8 protein-coding genes are annotated in these 15,953 nt (G+C 75.2%); 6 read left to right on the top strand and 2 right to left on the bottom strand.

Annotated elements, in window-relative coordinates; translation table 11 throughout:
• Positions 1–133: 133 nt before the first annotated feature.
• Positions 134–388 (top strand): WGxxGxxG family protein, encoded by a 255-nt coding sequence (locus IEZ06_RS30280; protein WP_189240107.1) that lies wholly within the window; start codon positions 134–136, stop codon positions 386–388.
• 165 nt (positions 389–553) lie between these two features.
• Here IEZ06_RS30280 and IEZ06_RS30275 read toward each other — a convergent pair whose 3' ends face one another.
• A complete protein-coding gene (locus tag IEZ06_RS30275; protein ID WP_189240106.1) occupies positions 554–2,119 on the bottom strand; it encodes an MDR family MFS transporter in 1,566 nt (521 codons plus the stop codon).
• 82 nt (positions 2,120–2,201) lie between these two features.
• On the opposite strand from IEZ06_RS30275, the gene IEZ06_RS30270 reads away from it, so the two are divergent.
• Positions 2,202–2,762: a TetR/AcrR family transcriptional regulator gene (locus IEZ06_RS30270; RefSeq protein ID WP_189240105.1), complete on the top strand. Its 561-nt coding sequence runs from the start codon at positions 2,202–2,204 to the stop codon at positions 2,760–2,762.
• A 61-nt stretch (positions 2,763–2,823) separates the two neighbouring features.
• Here IEZ06_RS30270 and IEZ06_RS30265 read toward each other — a convergent pair whose 3' ends face one another.
• On the bottom strand, positions 2,824–3,144 hold the full coding sequence (locus tag IEZ06_RS30265; RefSeq protein ID WP_189240104.1) for a cation transporter dimerization domain-containing protein: 321 nt from the start codon (positions 3,142–3,144) through the stop codon (positions 2,824–2,826).
• Between the two features lie 150 nt (positions 3,145–3,294).
• Between IEZ06_RS30265 and IEZ06_RS30260 the strand changes: the two genes are divergently transcribed.
• The 4 genes from IEZ06_RS30260 to IEZ06_RS30245 form a co-directional block, all read left to right on the top strand.
• The gene (locus IEZ06_RS30260) at positions 3,295–5,247 is read left to right on the top strand and encodes a fatty acyl-AMP ligase (protein WP_189240103.1); all 1,953 of its coding nucleotides are present in this window, start codon (positions 3,295–3,297) and stop codon (positions 5,245–5,247) included.
• Between the two features lie 2 nt (positions 5,248–5,249).
• Positions 5,250–5,519, top strand: a complete 270-nt coding sequence (locus IEZ06_RS30255; protein WP_189240102.1) for an acyl carrier protein — start codon at positions 5,250–5,252, stop codon at positions 5,517–5,519.
• Positions 5,519–8,047 carry an MMPL family transporter gene (locus tag IEZ06_RS30250; RefSeq protein ID WP_189240101.1) on the top strand — a complete coding sequence of 843 codons (2,529 nt, stop codon included), beginning with the start codon at positions 5,519–5,521 and terminating at the stop codon, positions 8,045–8,047. Before IEZ06_RS30255 ends, IEZ06_RS30250 begins: the two co-directional genes overlap by 1 nt.
• 181 nt (positions 8,048–8,228) lie before the next feature.
• The coding region (locus IEZ06_RS30245; protein ID WP_189240100.1) for a non-ribosomal peptide synthetase at positions 8,229–15,953 on the top strand (7,725 nt) is incomplete at its 3' end.

The raw sequence follows: 15,953 nt of genomic DNA, 5'->3' as shown, positions 1-15,953 counted from the left end.
GATAAGCGGCGGTAACTACACGGAGACGGAAATTCCGTAGTCCGTCCTGTGCGGGGGGGTGCAACCGGCCTCCGCGGGATGGGCGAAAGCGGCTCGGCGACGTCGCGGAGCCGTTCCAGATCGGGGGATCACCATGAGAAAGGCCATCGCAGGAACAGGACTCGCCGTGCTCCTCGCGTTCGCCCCGGCGAGCGCGTCCGCCGACGCGTTCGCGACGGCGGCCACCCCGCAGCCCCAGCAGCAGCAGGACGACGGCGGAAACGCCGGCCTGTGGGGTCTGCTCGGACTGGCGGGTCTGCTCGGGCTGGCGGGCATGCGCAAGCAGCAGCACCACCGTACGGACACCCACGCGCGGAGCGGGGGATCGACCCGGGGCGACGTCATCTGAGGCTCGCCCGCACCGCGCAGGAGCCGTACGCGGGAAGGGCCCGGACCTGACGAGAGGTCCGGGCCCTTCAGCCGCGGAGACGCCGGCCGGAGCCGCGGGCGGGTGGGACACGGGCCGGCGGGAGCGGAGACGCCGGACCGGCCGGCGGGAGAGGGGCGGCCGGGGTCAGCCGGCCGGAGCGGAGGCGGGGGCGGGCTTGGGAGCCTGCGCGGAGCGCAGCGGGATCTCCTTCAGCAGCAGCGCGGCCACCGCGCCCAGGACCGCGATCGGGACGCCGACCAGGAAGACGGTCTGCAGGGCCCGGGTGAAGGCCTCCAGGATGACCTCCAGGACCGGGGCCGGCAGGTGCCGGATGGCCTCCGGGGAGCCCAGGGTGGAGGACGCGCCGCTGTCCAGCGGCAGGTGCGCGGCCTTGGCCAGGGAGGCCAGCTCCGAGCCGAGCCGGTTGGACAGGATCGCGCCGAAGGCCGCCACCCCGACCGCGCCGCCCAGGGAGCGGAAGAAGCCCACGCCCGAGGTGGCGACGGCCAGGTCGCCGCGGGGCACCGCGTTCTGCGCGGCCAGGATCAGGATCTGCATGGAGGCGCCGAGGCCGATGCCGATCACCGCGTTGTCCACGCCGACGACCAGCAGCGAGCTGTCGACGTGCAGCCGGGAGAGCAGGAACAGCCCGAGCGCGACGAGCAGCATGCCGCCGATCGGGTAGGCCTTCCAGCGGCCGGTCCGGCTGACGAGCCGGCCGATCACGATCGAGGCGGCGAGCAGGCCGAAGACCATGGGCAGGGTCATCAGGCCGGAGCCGGTCGGGCTCATGCCCTTGACGATCTGCAGATACTGCGGCAGGAACATCATGGCGCCGAACATCGAGGCGCCGACGAGCAGGGAGGCGAGGCTGGAGAGCACGAAGGTGCGGTCGCCGAACAGGCGCGGGGGCAGGATCGGGTCGGCGGCCCTGCGCTCGGCGAGGACGGCCAGGCCGAACATCGCGGCGCTGAGGGCGCCCAGGCCGTAGGTCCAGCCGGAGTTCCAGTCGAACTCCTGGCCGCCCAGGGAGAGCAGCAGCATCAGCGCGGTGGTCCCGCCGGTGATGAAGGTCGCCCCCCACCAGTCGACCCTGGCGTCGCGGCGGACGAACGGCAGCTTGAGGACCTTCTGGATGACGACGAACGCGACCACGGCCAGCGGCACGCAGATCCAGAACGTCCAGCGCCAGGACATGCTGTCGACGATGAAGCCGCCGAGCAGCGGCCCGGCGACGGTGGAGACGCCGAAGACCGCGCCGATGTAGCCGGAGTAGCGGCCGCGCTCGCGGGGCTCGACCACGTCGCCGAGGATGATCTGGGGGAGCGCGGCGAGACCGCCGGCGCCGATGCCCTGTACGGCCCGCGCGACGATGAGCTGCGCCATGTCCTGGGAGAAGCCCGCCGCGACCGAGGAGACCGCGAAGATCACCAGTGAGGTCTGGAACATCAGCTTGCGGCCGTAGAGGTCGGAGAGCTTGCCCCAGAGCGGGGTGGAGGCGGTCATGGTGAGCAGCGTGGCGCTGGCGACCCAGGCGAGCTGGTCCTGACCGCCGAGGGTGCCGACGATCGTCGGCAGCGCGGTGCCCACCACGGACGTCGAGATCATCGACGTCAGCATGGCGAGCATGAGCCCGGCCAGGATCTCCAGCACCTGCTTGTGCGTGAAGTGCGGTCTCTCCGCGGCCTGGACCTGTTGTTCGGTCAGCATGAACCGTCCCCCATTGCATGTACGATGCATATGAAGTTAGTAGACGCCTGTTTACTCCGTCAAATCTGGAAGGATCGGACGCGTGGACGAGGGACGGCGCCGCTGCCGGGAGGACACCCGGCGGCGCATTCTGGAGGCCGCTCGGCGCCTGTTCGCCGAGCACGGCTACGACCATGTGACGATGCGCCTGATCGCGGCCGAGGCGGACGCCAACATCGCCCTGATCAACCGCTACTTCGGCAGCAAGCGGGAGCTGTTCGCCGAGGTGCTCGCCCTGCAGGGGCGCTTCCCCGGCGTGCTGGACGGGCCCGAGGAGGAGCTGCCCCGGCGCCTGGCGGAGTACGTCGCCGAGCGGCTCCGCTCCGACCGGGGCAGCCCGGTGCTGGAGGCGCTCGCCCGCTCGTCGGCGAGCCCGGAGATCCACGGCATCCTGCGGGACCGGGTCAACTCGGCGATCATGGAGCCGCTCGCCGCGCGGTTGTCCGGTGCGGACGCCCGGTTGCGGGCCGCCGTCGCCACCGCCCTCGTCACCGGCTCCGGCACGTTCCGCCAGCTCTACGGCCCCGAGGCGATCGAGATGCCGGATCACGAGGTCGTGGTCGAGCGGCTGACGAGGATGTTCCGGGTCTGCCTGGAGGCCTGAGACCGCAAGGGCCGGGGCTCCCGGTGCCGGAGGCCGCCGGAGCCGCAGGGGCCGCCGGCGATCAGGCGGCGGTGATCCGGCAGGACCTGCCGGGGACGTGGTCGACCTGCAGGGTGCTGTGGTCGATGTGGAAGCGCTCGTGCAGCAGGTCGGCCAGCTCGCGGCGGATCCGGTGGCAGTCGCCGCCCGGCCGTACGGTCACGTGCGCCGACAGTGCGGGGAAGCCGCTGGTGACGGTCCACACGTGCAGGTCCTCGACGGCGGTGACGTCGGCGTGGGCGGTGAGCGCGGAGCCCACCTCGACCGGGTCCACCCCGGCGGGGGCCGCCTCGAGCAGCACGCGGCCGGCGTCGCGCAGCAGCAGGCGAGGACGGCCTAACATCGCGGGATGAAGATGATCAGCTCGGGACGGGAGGGGCGAAGCTACTAACTTTCGGCGTAAAACCGGCCCGCGGCTTGTGCGGGGCGAGCCTGTGACCGCCCGGCGGATCCTCCTAGGTTGGGGTGTCTCGCCGTCGCAGGAGATGACCAGATGTCCTTTGTGCAGCGGGTACGCGCGCAGGCCGCAAGACACGGGCACGAGCGGTCCTACACCTTCGTGGAGGACCGGGCCGGGGAGCTCTCCGAGAGCCGGCTGACCTTCGCCGGGCTCGACGCGCGGGCCAGGTCGCTGGGGGCGTGGCTGGCCCGGCGGCGGATGGAGGACCGGACGGTGCTGCTGCTCCACCCCGCGGGGCTGGAGTTCCTGGCCGTCTTCCTCGGCTGCCTGTACTCCAGGGTGGTCGCGGTGCCCTCGCCGCTCCCGCAGACCGATCCCCGCGCGCTGGAACGGGCCGCGGGGATCATCAAGGACGCCGACGTCCGGCTGGTGCTGACCGGCGCGGCCGACCACGGCCCGCTGACCGCCTGGCTGCGCGAGGCCGGCCTCGACGGCACGGTGGAGTGCGTCGCCACCGACACCCTCGACCTGCCCGAGCCGGACGAGTGGACCGAACCGGAGATCGGCCCGGACACCCTGGCCTACCTGCAGTACACCTCCGGATCCACCAGCGAGCCGCGCGGCGTCATGATCACCCACGCCAACCTGCTGCACAACGGGAACGAGATCTGGCGGGCCATCGGCTCGCCCACCGAGGGCGTCGGGGTCGGCTGGCTGCCGCACTACCACGACATGGGGCTCATCGGCATGCTGCTCCAGCCGGTCTACGCCGGCGGCGACCTGTACTTCGCCTCCCCGGTCGCGTTCGTCATGCGACCCGCCCTCTGGCTGGAGATGATCAGCCGCTACCGGGCGGAGTACACCGTCGCGCCGAACTTCGCCTACGAGTGGTGCGCCGCCCGGGTCACGGACGCCCAGGCGGCCGGCCTGGACCTGTCCAGCCTGAAGTTCGCGCTCAACGGCGCCGAACCGGTCCGTGCCGGCACGCTGCGCACCATGGTCCGCCGCTTCGGCCCGATCGGCTTCGGCGAGCGGGTCTGGGCCCCGGCGTACGGCATGGCGGAGGCGACCCTGGTGATCACCGCCACCCCGGTGGGACGGGGGCCGACGATCCGCCGGTTCGACGCGGCGGCGCTGGAGCGGCACGAGGCGGTCCCCGCGGAGACGGGCGTCGAGCTGGTCGGCTGCGGGCGGCCGGTCACCATGACCGTGGACGTCGTCGACCCCGAGACCCGCGAGCGGCTGGGGGAGGGGCGGGTCGGCGAGATCTGGGTGCGGGGCGGGAGCGTCGCCCGGGGGTACTGGCAGCGGGACGAGGCCACCGGCGCCGCCTTCGCGGGCCGTACGGCCTCCGGGGAGGGGCCGTTCCTGCGGACCGGGGACCTCGGCTTCCTGCTGGACGGCGAGCTCTACGTCACCGGCCGGATCAAGGACGTGATCATCGTCAAGGGGCGCAACCTCTACCCGCAGGACCTGGAGGAGGCGGCCCGCGGGGTGCATCCGGCGCTGGGCGCGGCGGCGGCCTTCGGGATCGGGCCGGAGGACGGTCCCGCGGAAGAGCACGTGGTGGTGGTGCAGGAGGTCAGGCGGGAACGCCTCGCCGGGAGCGCCGGGCACGCGGGCGGTTCCGGGCACGCGGGTGGTTCCGGGCAGGTCGGCGGTTCCGGGCACGCGGGCGGTTCCGGGCACGGCGGCGAGGACGGGGACGCCGGGGACGCCGGGGACGCCGGGGACGCGGTGGCCGGGATGGCCCGCCGGGTCCAGGGCGAGCTGGCCCGCGCGTTCGGAGTCGGCTCGCTGAGCGTGGTGCTGGTCGAGCGCGGCGGAGTGGGCCGGACCACCAGCGGCAAGATCCAGCGCTCCCGGACCCGTGAGCTGCTGCTGACCGGGCTGCTCCCCGTCGTGCACGCCGAGCTCGCCGGGACCGCGCGCGACGCCCTGGCCGCCGGGACCGCCGGGATCGCCGGGACCGCGGCGGCGGGGGACGCCACGGGGGGAACGGGGCGGGCCGCACCGGGGACCGCGCAGGATGGGGAGGGAGAGTGAGCATGTCCGCTGACGCCGGGGTCGCCGTCGATCTGGAGGGCATCCGGGACTGGTTGCGGGCCCGGGTGGCGGCCTACGTCGTACGGCCGCCGGAGGAGATCGACCCGCTGGTCCCGATCGCCCAGTACGGCATGGACTCGGTCTACTCGCTGGGACTGTGCGGCGACATCGAGGCGGAGTACGGGCTCGCGGTCGAGCCGACCCTCGCCTGGGAGCACCCGACGGTCGCGGCCATGGCCGACCACCTGCGGAGCAGGCTGAGCGCCCGCTGATGACCACTCGGACGGCCGCCGGGACGGACGGGCGGCCGTCCGGCCGTCCGGGCACCCGGCCGTCCGCGCGGTCGGTCGCGCGGTCGGCGGCACGGCTGCCCGGCGCGCTGCTCGGCCTGCTGTGCGGCCGGCGGGCCAAGTGGGTGGTGCTGGCCGTCTGGCTGGGCGTCGTCGCCGTGGCCGGGTCCTCCGCGGCGGGGCTGGAGTCGGTGCAGAAGGACGACCTCGCCGCCTACCTGCCCGGCAGCGCCGACTCCGCGCGGGCGGTCGAGCGCATCCTCGGCATGCAGGGGGAGAGCCTCGCCCCGGCCACGGTCGTCTACGAGCGGCGCGGCGGCGTGACCGAGGCCGACGAGGCCGCGATCGCCCGCGACCTGGAGGAACTCGCCCGGACCGAGGGGGTCGTCGCCGAGCTGCCCGCGCCGACCGGCGGCAGGAGTTTCGACCGCCGCGACCTGGACCGGGAGCTGGAACCGTACCGGGACGCGAAGGGGCGGCTGCCGGAGGGGCTGCGCGCGGTCGAGGAGAAGCTCCGGATCCCGGAGGTGAAGAAGACGATCGACCTGCTCGCCGCGGAACGCTCCCGGGACGGCGAGGCGGTCCAGGTCGCGGTCGTGGTGCGCGACCACGGCGGGCGGGAGACGGCGCAGATCGTCGAGCGGGTGCGACGGGTCGTCGACGCCGGGCGGCCCGCCGGGCTGGCCGCGCACATCACCGGGCTGGTCGGCTTCCAGGCCGACGCGCTGGCGGTCTTCTCCACCGTGGACACCGACCTGCTGCTGGCCGCCCTGGGCGTGGCGGTGGTCGTGCTGCTGGTCACCTACCGCAGCGCCGTGCTCTGGCTGCTGCCGCTCGGCGCCGTGCTGGTCGGCCTGGTCGTCGCCATGGGCGTGAACCGGGCCCTGGCCGCGGCGGAGGTCGTCACGGTCAGCAGCGTCGCGGTCTCGCTGCTGATGGTCCTGGTCATCGGGGCGGGCACCGACTACGCGCTGCTGATCGTCGCCCGCTACCGGGAGGAGCTGCGCAGGCACGCCGACCGGCACGAGGCGATGGCGGTCGCACTGCGCCGCGCGGGGCCCGCCGTCGTGGCCAGCGCCGCGACCGTGGTGGCGGGCCTGCTCTGCCTGACGGCCGCCGAGCTCAACTCCACCAAGGGCCTGGGGCCGGTGTCGGCGGTCGGCGTGACCGGCGCGATGCTCGCGATGATGACGCTGCTCCCCGCCGTCATGGTGATCTGCGGCCGCTGGGTGTTCTGGCCGGTGATCCCGCGTTATGACCCGCACGGCGGCGACCGGCCGGCCGGGGGCGCGTTCTGGGGGAGGCTCGGGCGCGGGATCGCGCGGAACCCCCGGCGGGTGTGGCTGGCCACCCTCGCGGTGCTGGCGGTCTGCTCGGCCGGGCTGACCGCCTACCGGGAGGGCGGGCTGGGCAACGCCGACGTGTTCCTCGGCAGGCCGGACTCCGTCGTCGGGCAGGAGGTCGCGGCCCGGCACTTCCCGGCGGGGGGAGCCGACCCGGTCCAGGTGGTCACCGGGGAGCGGTACGTCAGGGACGTGATCCTGGACACCGCGCAGCGGCCCGAGGTCACCGCGATCACGCTGGGCGCGGCCGGCAACGGCGACGTCCTGCTCAATGTGACCGTGCGCCCGTCCGGCGACCGGGACGCCGAGCGGCGCGAGGTGCTCGCCCTACGCGACCGGCTGCGCGCCGTGGCCGCGCCCGACGTGAACGTGGGCGGGAACGCGGCGCTCATGGCCGACCTGGAGCGGGGCGCGGAGCGCGACCGCGCAGTGATCATCCCGCTGGTGCTGCTGGTGGTCTTCGCGGTGCTGGCGCTGCTGCTGCGCTCGCTCGTCGCGCCGCTGCTGCTGCTCGCCACCGTCGTGGTGTCGTTCCTGGCCACGCTGGGGATCAGCGCGCTGGCCTTCACCCACCTGTTCGGCTTCGCCGGGGTGGACCAGGGGTTCGTGCTGCTGGTCTTCGTGTTCCTGGTCGCGCTCGGCGTCGACTACAACATCTTCCTGATGCACCGGGTGCGCGAGGAGGCGCACCGGCACGGTACGGCGCGCGGCGCGATCCTCGGCCTGGAGGCGACCGGCGGAGTGATCACCTCCGCCGGGGTGGTGCTCGCGGGCACCTTCGCCGTGCTCGTCGTGCTGCCGCTCTCCCAGACCGTGCAGCTCGCCTTCGCGGTGGCGGTGGGCGTGCTGCTGGACACGATGGTCGTCCGCTCGGTGCTGGTCACCGCGCTCACCCTGGACATCGGCGACGCCGTCTGGTGGCCGGGGCGCCTGTCGCGCGGCCCGGCCCGTCCGCCGCGCGGCCCGGCCCGGCGGAGCGGCGCCCGGCCGCCGGCGGGCCCCGGCGGGCCGGCGGTCCCCGGTGACCCGGCGGCGCGCACCCCGCGGATCCGGCCCCAGGTCGTGCTCAGGACCCGGCGGCCGGTACGGCCGCGCGTCATCCTCAGATCCGCCCCCGCGGTCGTCGGGAAACGCGAAAAAAGGGAAGGCGGTTTTAGCGGCATGTGACAATTCGAATTGTTGCTCGACGGATCGGGCGTGTGATTCACTGCCAGGTAACAAATGCGGGCAGGTGGTCGGGGAAAATGCGTTCCCACCTTTCCGAGGTGCTCTTACGCGCCTGAAAAACATTGTCCCGGTAAAGATGGAAAGCGTGGCGACGGTGCTCGACTCGGATTCCCTCCTGCCATTGTCCGCGGCCCAGGACGGGATTTGGCGCGCCCAGATGATCTCCCCGGGCGACCCGATCCGCATAGCCCAGTACATCGAGATCGCCGGACCGGTGGACCCCGTGCTCTTCGCCGCGGCGGTCCGGCTGGCGGCGCGCGGCGTCGAGGCCGTGCACCTGCGTGTCACCGGCGCGGGGCAGACGGTGCGGATCCGGGAGCTGGACTGCCCGTTCCTGGACCCGGGGGACGAGCGCGCCGCGCTGGAGTGGATGCGGGCGGACCTGGAGTCGCCCTTCCCCGGGGACGCGCTCGTGGCCACCGCGCTGCTCCGGGTGGCCGACGACCGCTACTTCTGGTATCTGCGCTGCCACCACGTGGTCATGGACGGCTACAGCGGGCCGATGGTCGCCAGGAGGCTGGCCGAGGTGTACACCGCGCTGGCCGAGGGCCGCGATCCCGGGCCGGGCGAGGCGGGGTCCATGGCCGAGCTGCTGGCCGAGGACGCCGCCTACCGCGCCTCCGCGCGGCACGAGGCCGACCGCCGCCACTGGCTGGACCGGCTGGCCGGGCTGCCCGCCGTACCGTCGCTCTCGGCGGTGACGCCCGCGACGGCGGCGGATCCGGGGGCGGGTGCGGCTTCCGGGGCGGCCGCTACGGCGGCTTTCGCGGCGGCTTCCGGGACGGCCCCGCCCACCTGCCGGTTCCGGCGGCGGAGCGCGACGCTGGAGCGCCGGGAGGCCGACGCGCTGGAGCGGGCGGCGGCCGGATTCGGCACCTCCGTCTCCGGGCTCGTGATCGCGGCCGTCGCCGCCTACGTCGCCCGCATGACCGGGGCCCGGGAGGCCGTGCTCGGCCTGGCCGTGACCGCCCGGACCACCCCGCTCGCCCGCCGCACCCCCGGCATGCTCTCCAACGTGCTCCCGCTGCGCCTGGCCGCGGGCCCGGAGACGACCCTCGGCGAGCTGGCCGGGCAGGTCAACCGGGAGGTCGGGCGGCTCCTGGTGCACCAGCGGCACCGGTACGAGGATCTGCGGCGCGAGCTGGGCGGGCGGCTGTTCGGGCCGGTGGTCAACATCATGCGCTTCGACTACGACCTGAGCTTCGCCGGGCACCCCGCCACCGCCCACCCGCTGGCCACCGGCCCGGTCGAGGACCTGTCGGTCAACCTCTACGACGGCTCCGACGGCCGCGGCGTCCGCGTCGACTTCGACGGCCACCCGGACCTGTACGGCGAGGCCGAGCTGGCCGGGCACCACGGGCGGTTCCTCCGCCTGCTGTCCCGGATCGCCCAGGCCGGTCCCGGCCGCCGTCTCGGTGAGCTCGACCTGCTCGGCGGGCGGGAGCGGGAACTGCTGGCCGGCTGGGGCTCCGTACCGGGAGAGGTCCCGGGCGGCACCGCCGTGGACCTGTTCACCGAGCACGTACGGCGCACTCCCGGGGCCGTCGCGCTGGTCGCGGGGGAGACCGAGCTCACCTACGCCGAGCTGGACGCCCGCGCCAACCGGCTGGCGCACCACCTGATCGCCCTCGGCGCGGGCCCGGAGCGCCACGTCGGGCTGTCGGTCCCGCGCTCGGCCGACATGGTCGTCGCGTTCCTGGCCATCCTGAAGTCCGGGGCCGCGTACCTGCCGCTCGACCCCGGCCACCCGGCCGAGCGGCTGGCGGCCATGCTCGCCGACGCGGCCCCGCCGATCGTGGTCACCGGAGGCGGGACCACCGGACCGCTCACCGCCGGGCTGCTCGCCGCCGCGCCGGTCACCGCCGGGCGGGATGCGGCCAGGGCGGACATCGCCGGGCCGGATGCGGGTGAGGAGGGTGCGGCGGGAACCGGGAGCGCGTCCGGCAGGCCCGCTCCCGCGATCGTCGACCTGGACGTCTGGGACGGTGCGGGCCTGCCCGCGACCGACCCCGGGAGGCCGGTCCTGCCCGGCCACCCCGCCTACGTCGTCTACACCTCCGGTTCCACCGGCCGCCCGAAGGGGGTCGTCGTCACCCACGCCGGCCTGCCCGCCTACGCGCGGACCGGGACCGACCGGTACGCCGTCACCCCCGGCGGCCGCGTGCTGCAGTTCGCCTCGATCGGCTTCGATGGGGCGGTGCTGGAGTGGCTGATGGCCTTCTCCGCGGGCGCGGCCCTCGTCCTGGCGCCCCCGGACGTGTACGGCGGTGAGCCGCTGGGCCGGTTCATCACCGAGGCGCGGATCACGCACGCGTTCGTCACGCCCGCGGCGCTGGCGACGGTTCCCGAGGCGCCGCTGCCGGACCTGCGCACCCTGCTGGTCGGCGGCGAGGCCTGCCGTCCGGAACTGGTCCGCCGCTGGGCCTCCGGCCGCCGCATGGTCAACGTCTACGGGCCGACGGAGACCACCGTCGTGGTCGCCACCAGCGATCCGCTGACCTCCCCGGACGACACCCCGATCGGCCGCCCCGTCCTCGGCGCCCGGCTGCACGTCCTCGACGCCGCCCTGCGCCCGGTCCCGCCCGGCACGGCCGGGGAGCTCCACGTCTCCGGCCCCGCGGTGGCCCGCGGCTACCTCGGCCGGCCCGGCCTGACCGCCGAACGGTTCGTCGCGGACCCGTTCACGCCGGGCGGGCGCATGTACCGCACCGGTGACCTGGTCCGGTGGCGCGCCGACGGCAGCCTGGAGTACCTGGGCCGGGCCGACCAGCAGGTCAAGATCCGGGGGTTCCGCATCGAGCCCGGCGAGATCGAGGCGGTGCTCGCGGCGCACCCCCTGGTCCGGCAGGCGGTGGTGCTGGCCCGCGCCGACGGGCCGGGGGACCGGCGGCTGGTCGCCTACGTCGCCGGTTCGGCGGATGCGGCGGATGCGGCGGATGAGGTCAGGACGGAAGTCACGGAAGTCGTCGAGGGCCCGGCGGATGCCGTGGGCGCGCCGGGTGCGGTGAGGATGGAGGGGGCAGCGGGCCCGGCGGGCGCGGCGGGTCCGCTGGATCCGGACGCGCTGCGCGAGTTCGCCCGGCGGTCGCTGCCCGACTACATGGTGCCCCGCGCCGTCGTCGTCCTCGACGAACTGCCGCGCAACGCCAACGGCAAGCTGGACCTGGCCGCGCTGCCCGCCCCGGCCTGGGAACTCGGCGGCAGGGAACCGTCGGATGACCGCGAGCGGCTGCTGTGCGGGCTGTTCGCCGAGGTGCTCGGACTGTCCCGGGTCTGCGCCGACGACGGCTTCTTCGACCTGGGCGGGGACAGCATCCTGGCGATCGGGCTCGTCGCCCGGGCCCGCGAGGCGGGCCTGGTGATCACGCCGGGGCAGGTGTTCCGCCACCGGAGCCCCGAGGCCCTGGCGCTCGTCGCGGAGGAGACCGGGCCGGAGGCGGCCGAGGACACCGACGGGGTGGGGCCGCTGCCCGCGACTCCGATCATGCGGTGGCTGGCGGAGGCCGACGGGCCGATCGGCGGGTTCAGTCAGACGGTGGTGCTGCGGGTGCCGCCGGGTCTGGGGTCGGAGGCGTTGACGGCCGGGTTGCAGGCCGTACTGGACCGGCATGATGCGTTGCGGCTGGTCTGCTCGGGGGTGGAGGCGCTGCGCGGGGGCGGCGGGGTGCTGGAGGTGGCTCCGCGGGGGGCGGTGCGGGCGGCCGGGTGCGTGCGGCGGGTGGCGGTCGACGTGTCGGCGGGCGGGTCCGGCGGCGGTCCGGCGGGTGGGTCCGGTGGTGATCCGGCGGGTGGGTCCGGTGGTGATCCGGCGGACGGGTCCGGTGGTGATCCGGCGGGCGGGCCCGGTGGGCGGGGCGTGTGGGCGGGGGTGGTGGCCGAGGCGGTGGCGCGGTCGCGGGCGGAGCTGGATCCGGCGGCGGGCCGGATGGTGCGGGTGGTGTGGCTGGATGCGGGTCCGGGGGTGTCGGGCCGGTTGGTGGTGACGGTGCATCACCTGTCGGTGGACGGGGTGTCGTGGCGGGTCCTGTTGCCGGATCTGTTCGCGGCCTGGGACGCGGCCGGGCGGGGCGAGACCCCCGTGCCGGCGCCGGTGCCGGTCTCGTTCCGCACCTGGGCGCGGATGCTCCAGGCCGAAGCCCGGCGCAGGGCCGGCGAACTGGACGACTGGGTGCGCGTGCTCGGCGTCCCGGCCGCGGCCCGGGACTCCACGCCCATGCCGTACGGCGACGCGGACGGTTCAGGCGATGGCGCGGGTGCTGCGGGCGGAGATGCGGGTGCTGCGGGCGGAGATGCGGCTGGTCCGGGCGGAGATGCGGCTGGTCCGGGCGGTCCGGAGGGTGGTGCGGGCGGCCCGGGGGGTGGCCCGGATGGTCTGGGCGGTCCGGGCGGCCGGTACGGCGGTCCGGGCGGCCCCGCTCCGGGATGGGGGACGTGGGACTCGCGGCGCGAACTGGTCGTGGAGCTCTCCCGCGACGTCACCGAGCCGTTGCTGGGCAGGCTCCCGGCGGCGTTCCACGGACGGGCCGACGACGTGCTGCTCGCCGGGCTCGCCGCGGCGGTCGCGCGGTGGCGCGGGGAACGCTCCCTCCTGGTCGACCTCGAAGGACACGGCCGCCACGACCTGACCGCAGGCCCTCCCGGCGGCCCTCCCGGCCGCACGGACCTGTCCAGGACCGTCGGCTGGTTCACCTGCCTGCACCCGGCCAGGATCGACGCGGGCGAGGCGGGCACGACCGGCTGGGCCGAGCTCACCGCGGGTGGGCCCGCCGCCGGAGAGGCCGTCAAGCGGGTCAAGGAGCAGCTGCGGGCGCTGCCCGACCCGCTGGGCTACGGCCTGCTCCGTCACCTCGACCCCGACGCCGCCCCGGTCCTCGCAGCCCTGCCGCAGGCGGAGATCGCCTTCAACTACCTCGGCCGGATCACGGCCTCCGGGCAGGACTGGGAACCGGCCGGCGACGGCCTGATCGGGGGCCGGGACGCCGGGGCCCCGCTCCGGCACGGGATCCAGATCGACGCCGTCGCCCTGGGCGGCACCCTCCGCCTCACCTGGACCTGGGCCGGGGCGCACTACGCCGAGGAGGAGATCGCCGCCCTGGCCGAGGCGTACTCCCAGGCCCTCACCGGCCTGTCCCGGCACACCGGCGGCGGCCTCACCCCGTCGGACGTGCGGGTGCCGCTGACCCAGCGGGACCTCGACGAGCTCGGCCCCGGCCTCCAGGACGCCTGGCCGCTCGCGCCCCTCCAGCACGGCCTGTTCTTCCACTCGCTGCTCGACACTGACGTCTACACCGCCCAGCTCACCCTCGACCTGGAAGGCCCGCTCGACGCGGCGAGGCTGCGGCGGGCCGCCGACCGGCTGGTCGCCAGGCACCCCGTGCTGCGCGCCTCCTTCGAGCTCCGCGCCGGCGAACCGGTCCAGCTGGTGCACCGGCGGGTCGAGGTGCCGTGGCGTCTGGTGGAGGGCTCAGATCCGGAGCGGGTGGCGGCCCGGGAGCGGGAGCGCCGTTTCGAGCTGGTGCGGCCGCCGCTGGTGCGGTTCGCGCTGGTGCGGCTCGGGCCGGAGCGGCACCGGTTGGTGTTCACCAACCACCACATCGTGCTGGACGGCTGGTCGACGCCGTTGCTGGCGGCCGAGCTGCTGGCGCTGTACACCGGGGAGGAGCCCGCGCCCGCGCCGCCGTACAAGGAGCATCTGGCCTGGCTGGCCCGGCAGGACCGGGCGGCGGCGCGGCAGGCGTGGGACCGGGCGCTCGACGGGGTGGACGGGCCCACGCTGGTCGCGCCCGCCCTCGCGGCCTCCGCCGTGCCCGTCCCGCCCGAGCGCGTCACCGCCGAACTCGGCGCCGGGCCGAGCCGGGGACTGACCGCGCTGGCCCGGGCCTGTTCCACGACCCTGAACACGGTCGTGCAGGCCGCCTTCGGACTGCTGCTCGCCCAGCTCACCGGCCGCGACGACGTCGTCTTCGGCGGCACGGTCTCCGGCCGCCCACCCGAGCTGCCCGGCGTCGAGCGCATGGTCGGCCTGTTCGTCAACACGCTCCCGGTCCGGGTACGGCTCCGCCCGGACGAGCCGCTCGGCGACCTGCTGCGCAGGCTCCGCGACGAGCAGGCCGAACTGCTGCCCCACCACCACCTCGGCCTGGCGGAGATCCGGCGCGGCCCCCTGTTCGACGCGCTGCTGGTGATGGAGAACTACCCCGTCGACCCGCGCACCGAGATCGGCGACCTGCGGCTGGCCTCCGCGGACGTGGCGGACGCGACCCACTACCCGGTCACGCTGCTGGTCATCCCGGGGGAGCGGATCCGCTTCCGCCTGCAGTACCGGCCGGACGCGTTCACCGAGGCGGAGGCCGTACGCCTGCTGGACCGGTTCCGGCACCTGCTCGGCACGCTGGCCGCCGAGGCGGAGGCGGGGGAGACCGGGTCCGGGCGGGACACGGAGCGGGAAGCGCCGGAGGTGCCGGGCGTGCAGCGGGAAGCTCCGGGGGCGCCGGGCGCGGGACGGGGAACGGGACCGCGGACGCCCGTCTCCCGGCTCGCCGTGCTCCCGGCGGCCGAGCGGGACCTGGTCCTGCGGGAGTGGAACGCCACCATGCCGGACGCCCCGGACGGAACCTTCGGGAGGGCTTCGGACGGGACCATCAGGAGGGCTTCGGGCGGGCCGCCGCCCGGCACGCTGGCCGAGCTGTTCGAGGCGCAGGCGGCCCGCACCCCGGACGCGCCGGCGTTGGTCTCCGAGGACGAAGAGCTGAGCTACGCCGAACTGGACGCCCGCGCGGACCGGCTGGCCCGGCTGCTGGCCGCGCACGGCGTCGGGCCCGAGCGGGTGGTGGGGCTGCGGCTGCCCCGCTCCCTGGACCTGGTCGTCGCGATGTACGCGGTGGTCAAGGCGGGCGGCGCCTACCTGCCGATCGATCCCGGCCTGCCGGAGGAGCGGGTCGCCGCGATGCTGGAGGACGCGCGTCCGGTCCTGGTGATCGACGAGAGCTGGCCGGCCGAGGCCGCGGCCGGCCCGTCCGGCCGTCCGGAGGGGGTCCCGCACGCGCGGGCCGTCCCGGAGAACCCGGCCTACGTGATCTACACCTCGGGCTCGACCGGCCGGCCCAAGGGCGTCGTCGTGACCCACGGCGCGATCGTCAACCGCCTGCGCTGGGCTCAGGCGCGGTACGGCCTGCGCCCCGGCGACCGGGTGCTGCAGAAGACCCCGGCGGGCTTCGACGTGTCGGTCTGGGAGTTCTTCTGGCCGCTCCAGGCAGGCGCGACCCTGGTCGTCGCCCGCCCCGACGGCCACCGGGACCCGGCCTACCTCGCCCGGGTCATCCGTGAGGAGCGGATCACGACCGTGCACTTCGTCCCGTCGATGCTCGCCGCGTTCCTCGACGCCGTCCTCGGGCCGGCCGGCGAGGGCTCCGGGGCGGGGACGGGATCCCCCGGCGCAGTCCCGTGGCCGCTGCGCCGGGTCCTCTGCAGCGGTGAGGTGCTCCCGCCGGACCTCGCCGACCGCGCCGCCGAGCGGCTGGGCGCACCGGTGCACAACCTCTACGGCCCGACCGAGGCCGCGGTGGACGTCACCGCGTGGGAGCACCGCCCCGAGCCGGGCGCGGCCACCGTGCCGATCGGCCGTCCGGTGTGGAACACCCGCGCCTACGTGCTGGACGGGTGGCTGCGGCCGGTCCCGGCGGGAGTGCCCGGGGAGCTGTACCTCGCCGGGGTCCAGCTGGCCCGGGGGTACGCGAACCGCGGCGCGTTGACGGCGGAGCGGTTCGTGGCGTGTCCGTTCGGTGCGGCGTGTCCGTTCGGTTCGCCGGGTTCGTCGGGTCCGGTGGGGGAGCGGATGTACCGGACG

Origin of the sequence: Planomonospora antibiotica (assembly GCF_014647955.1) — a bacterium.
Taxonomy (GTDB): Bacteria; Actinomycetota; Actinomycetes; order Streptosporangiales; family Streptosporangiaceae; genus Planomonospora; species Planomonospora parontospora.
Note: the sequence above shows the minus strand (reverse complement) of the source record. Positions and strands in the feature narration are given on the sequence as shown.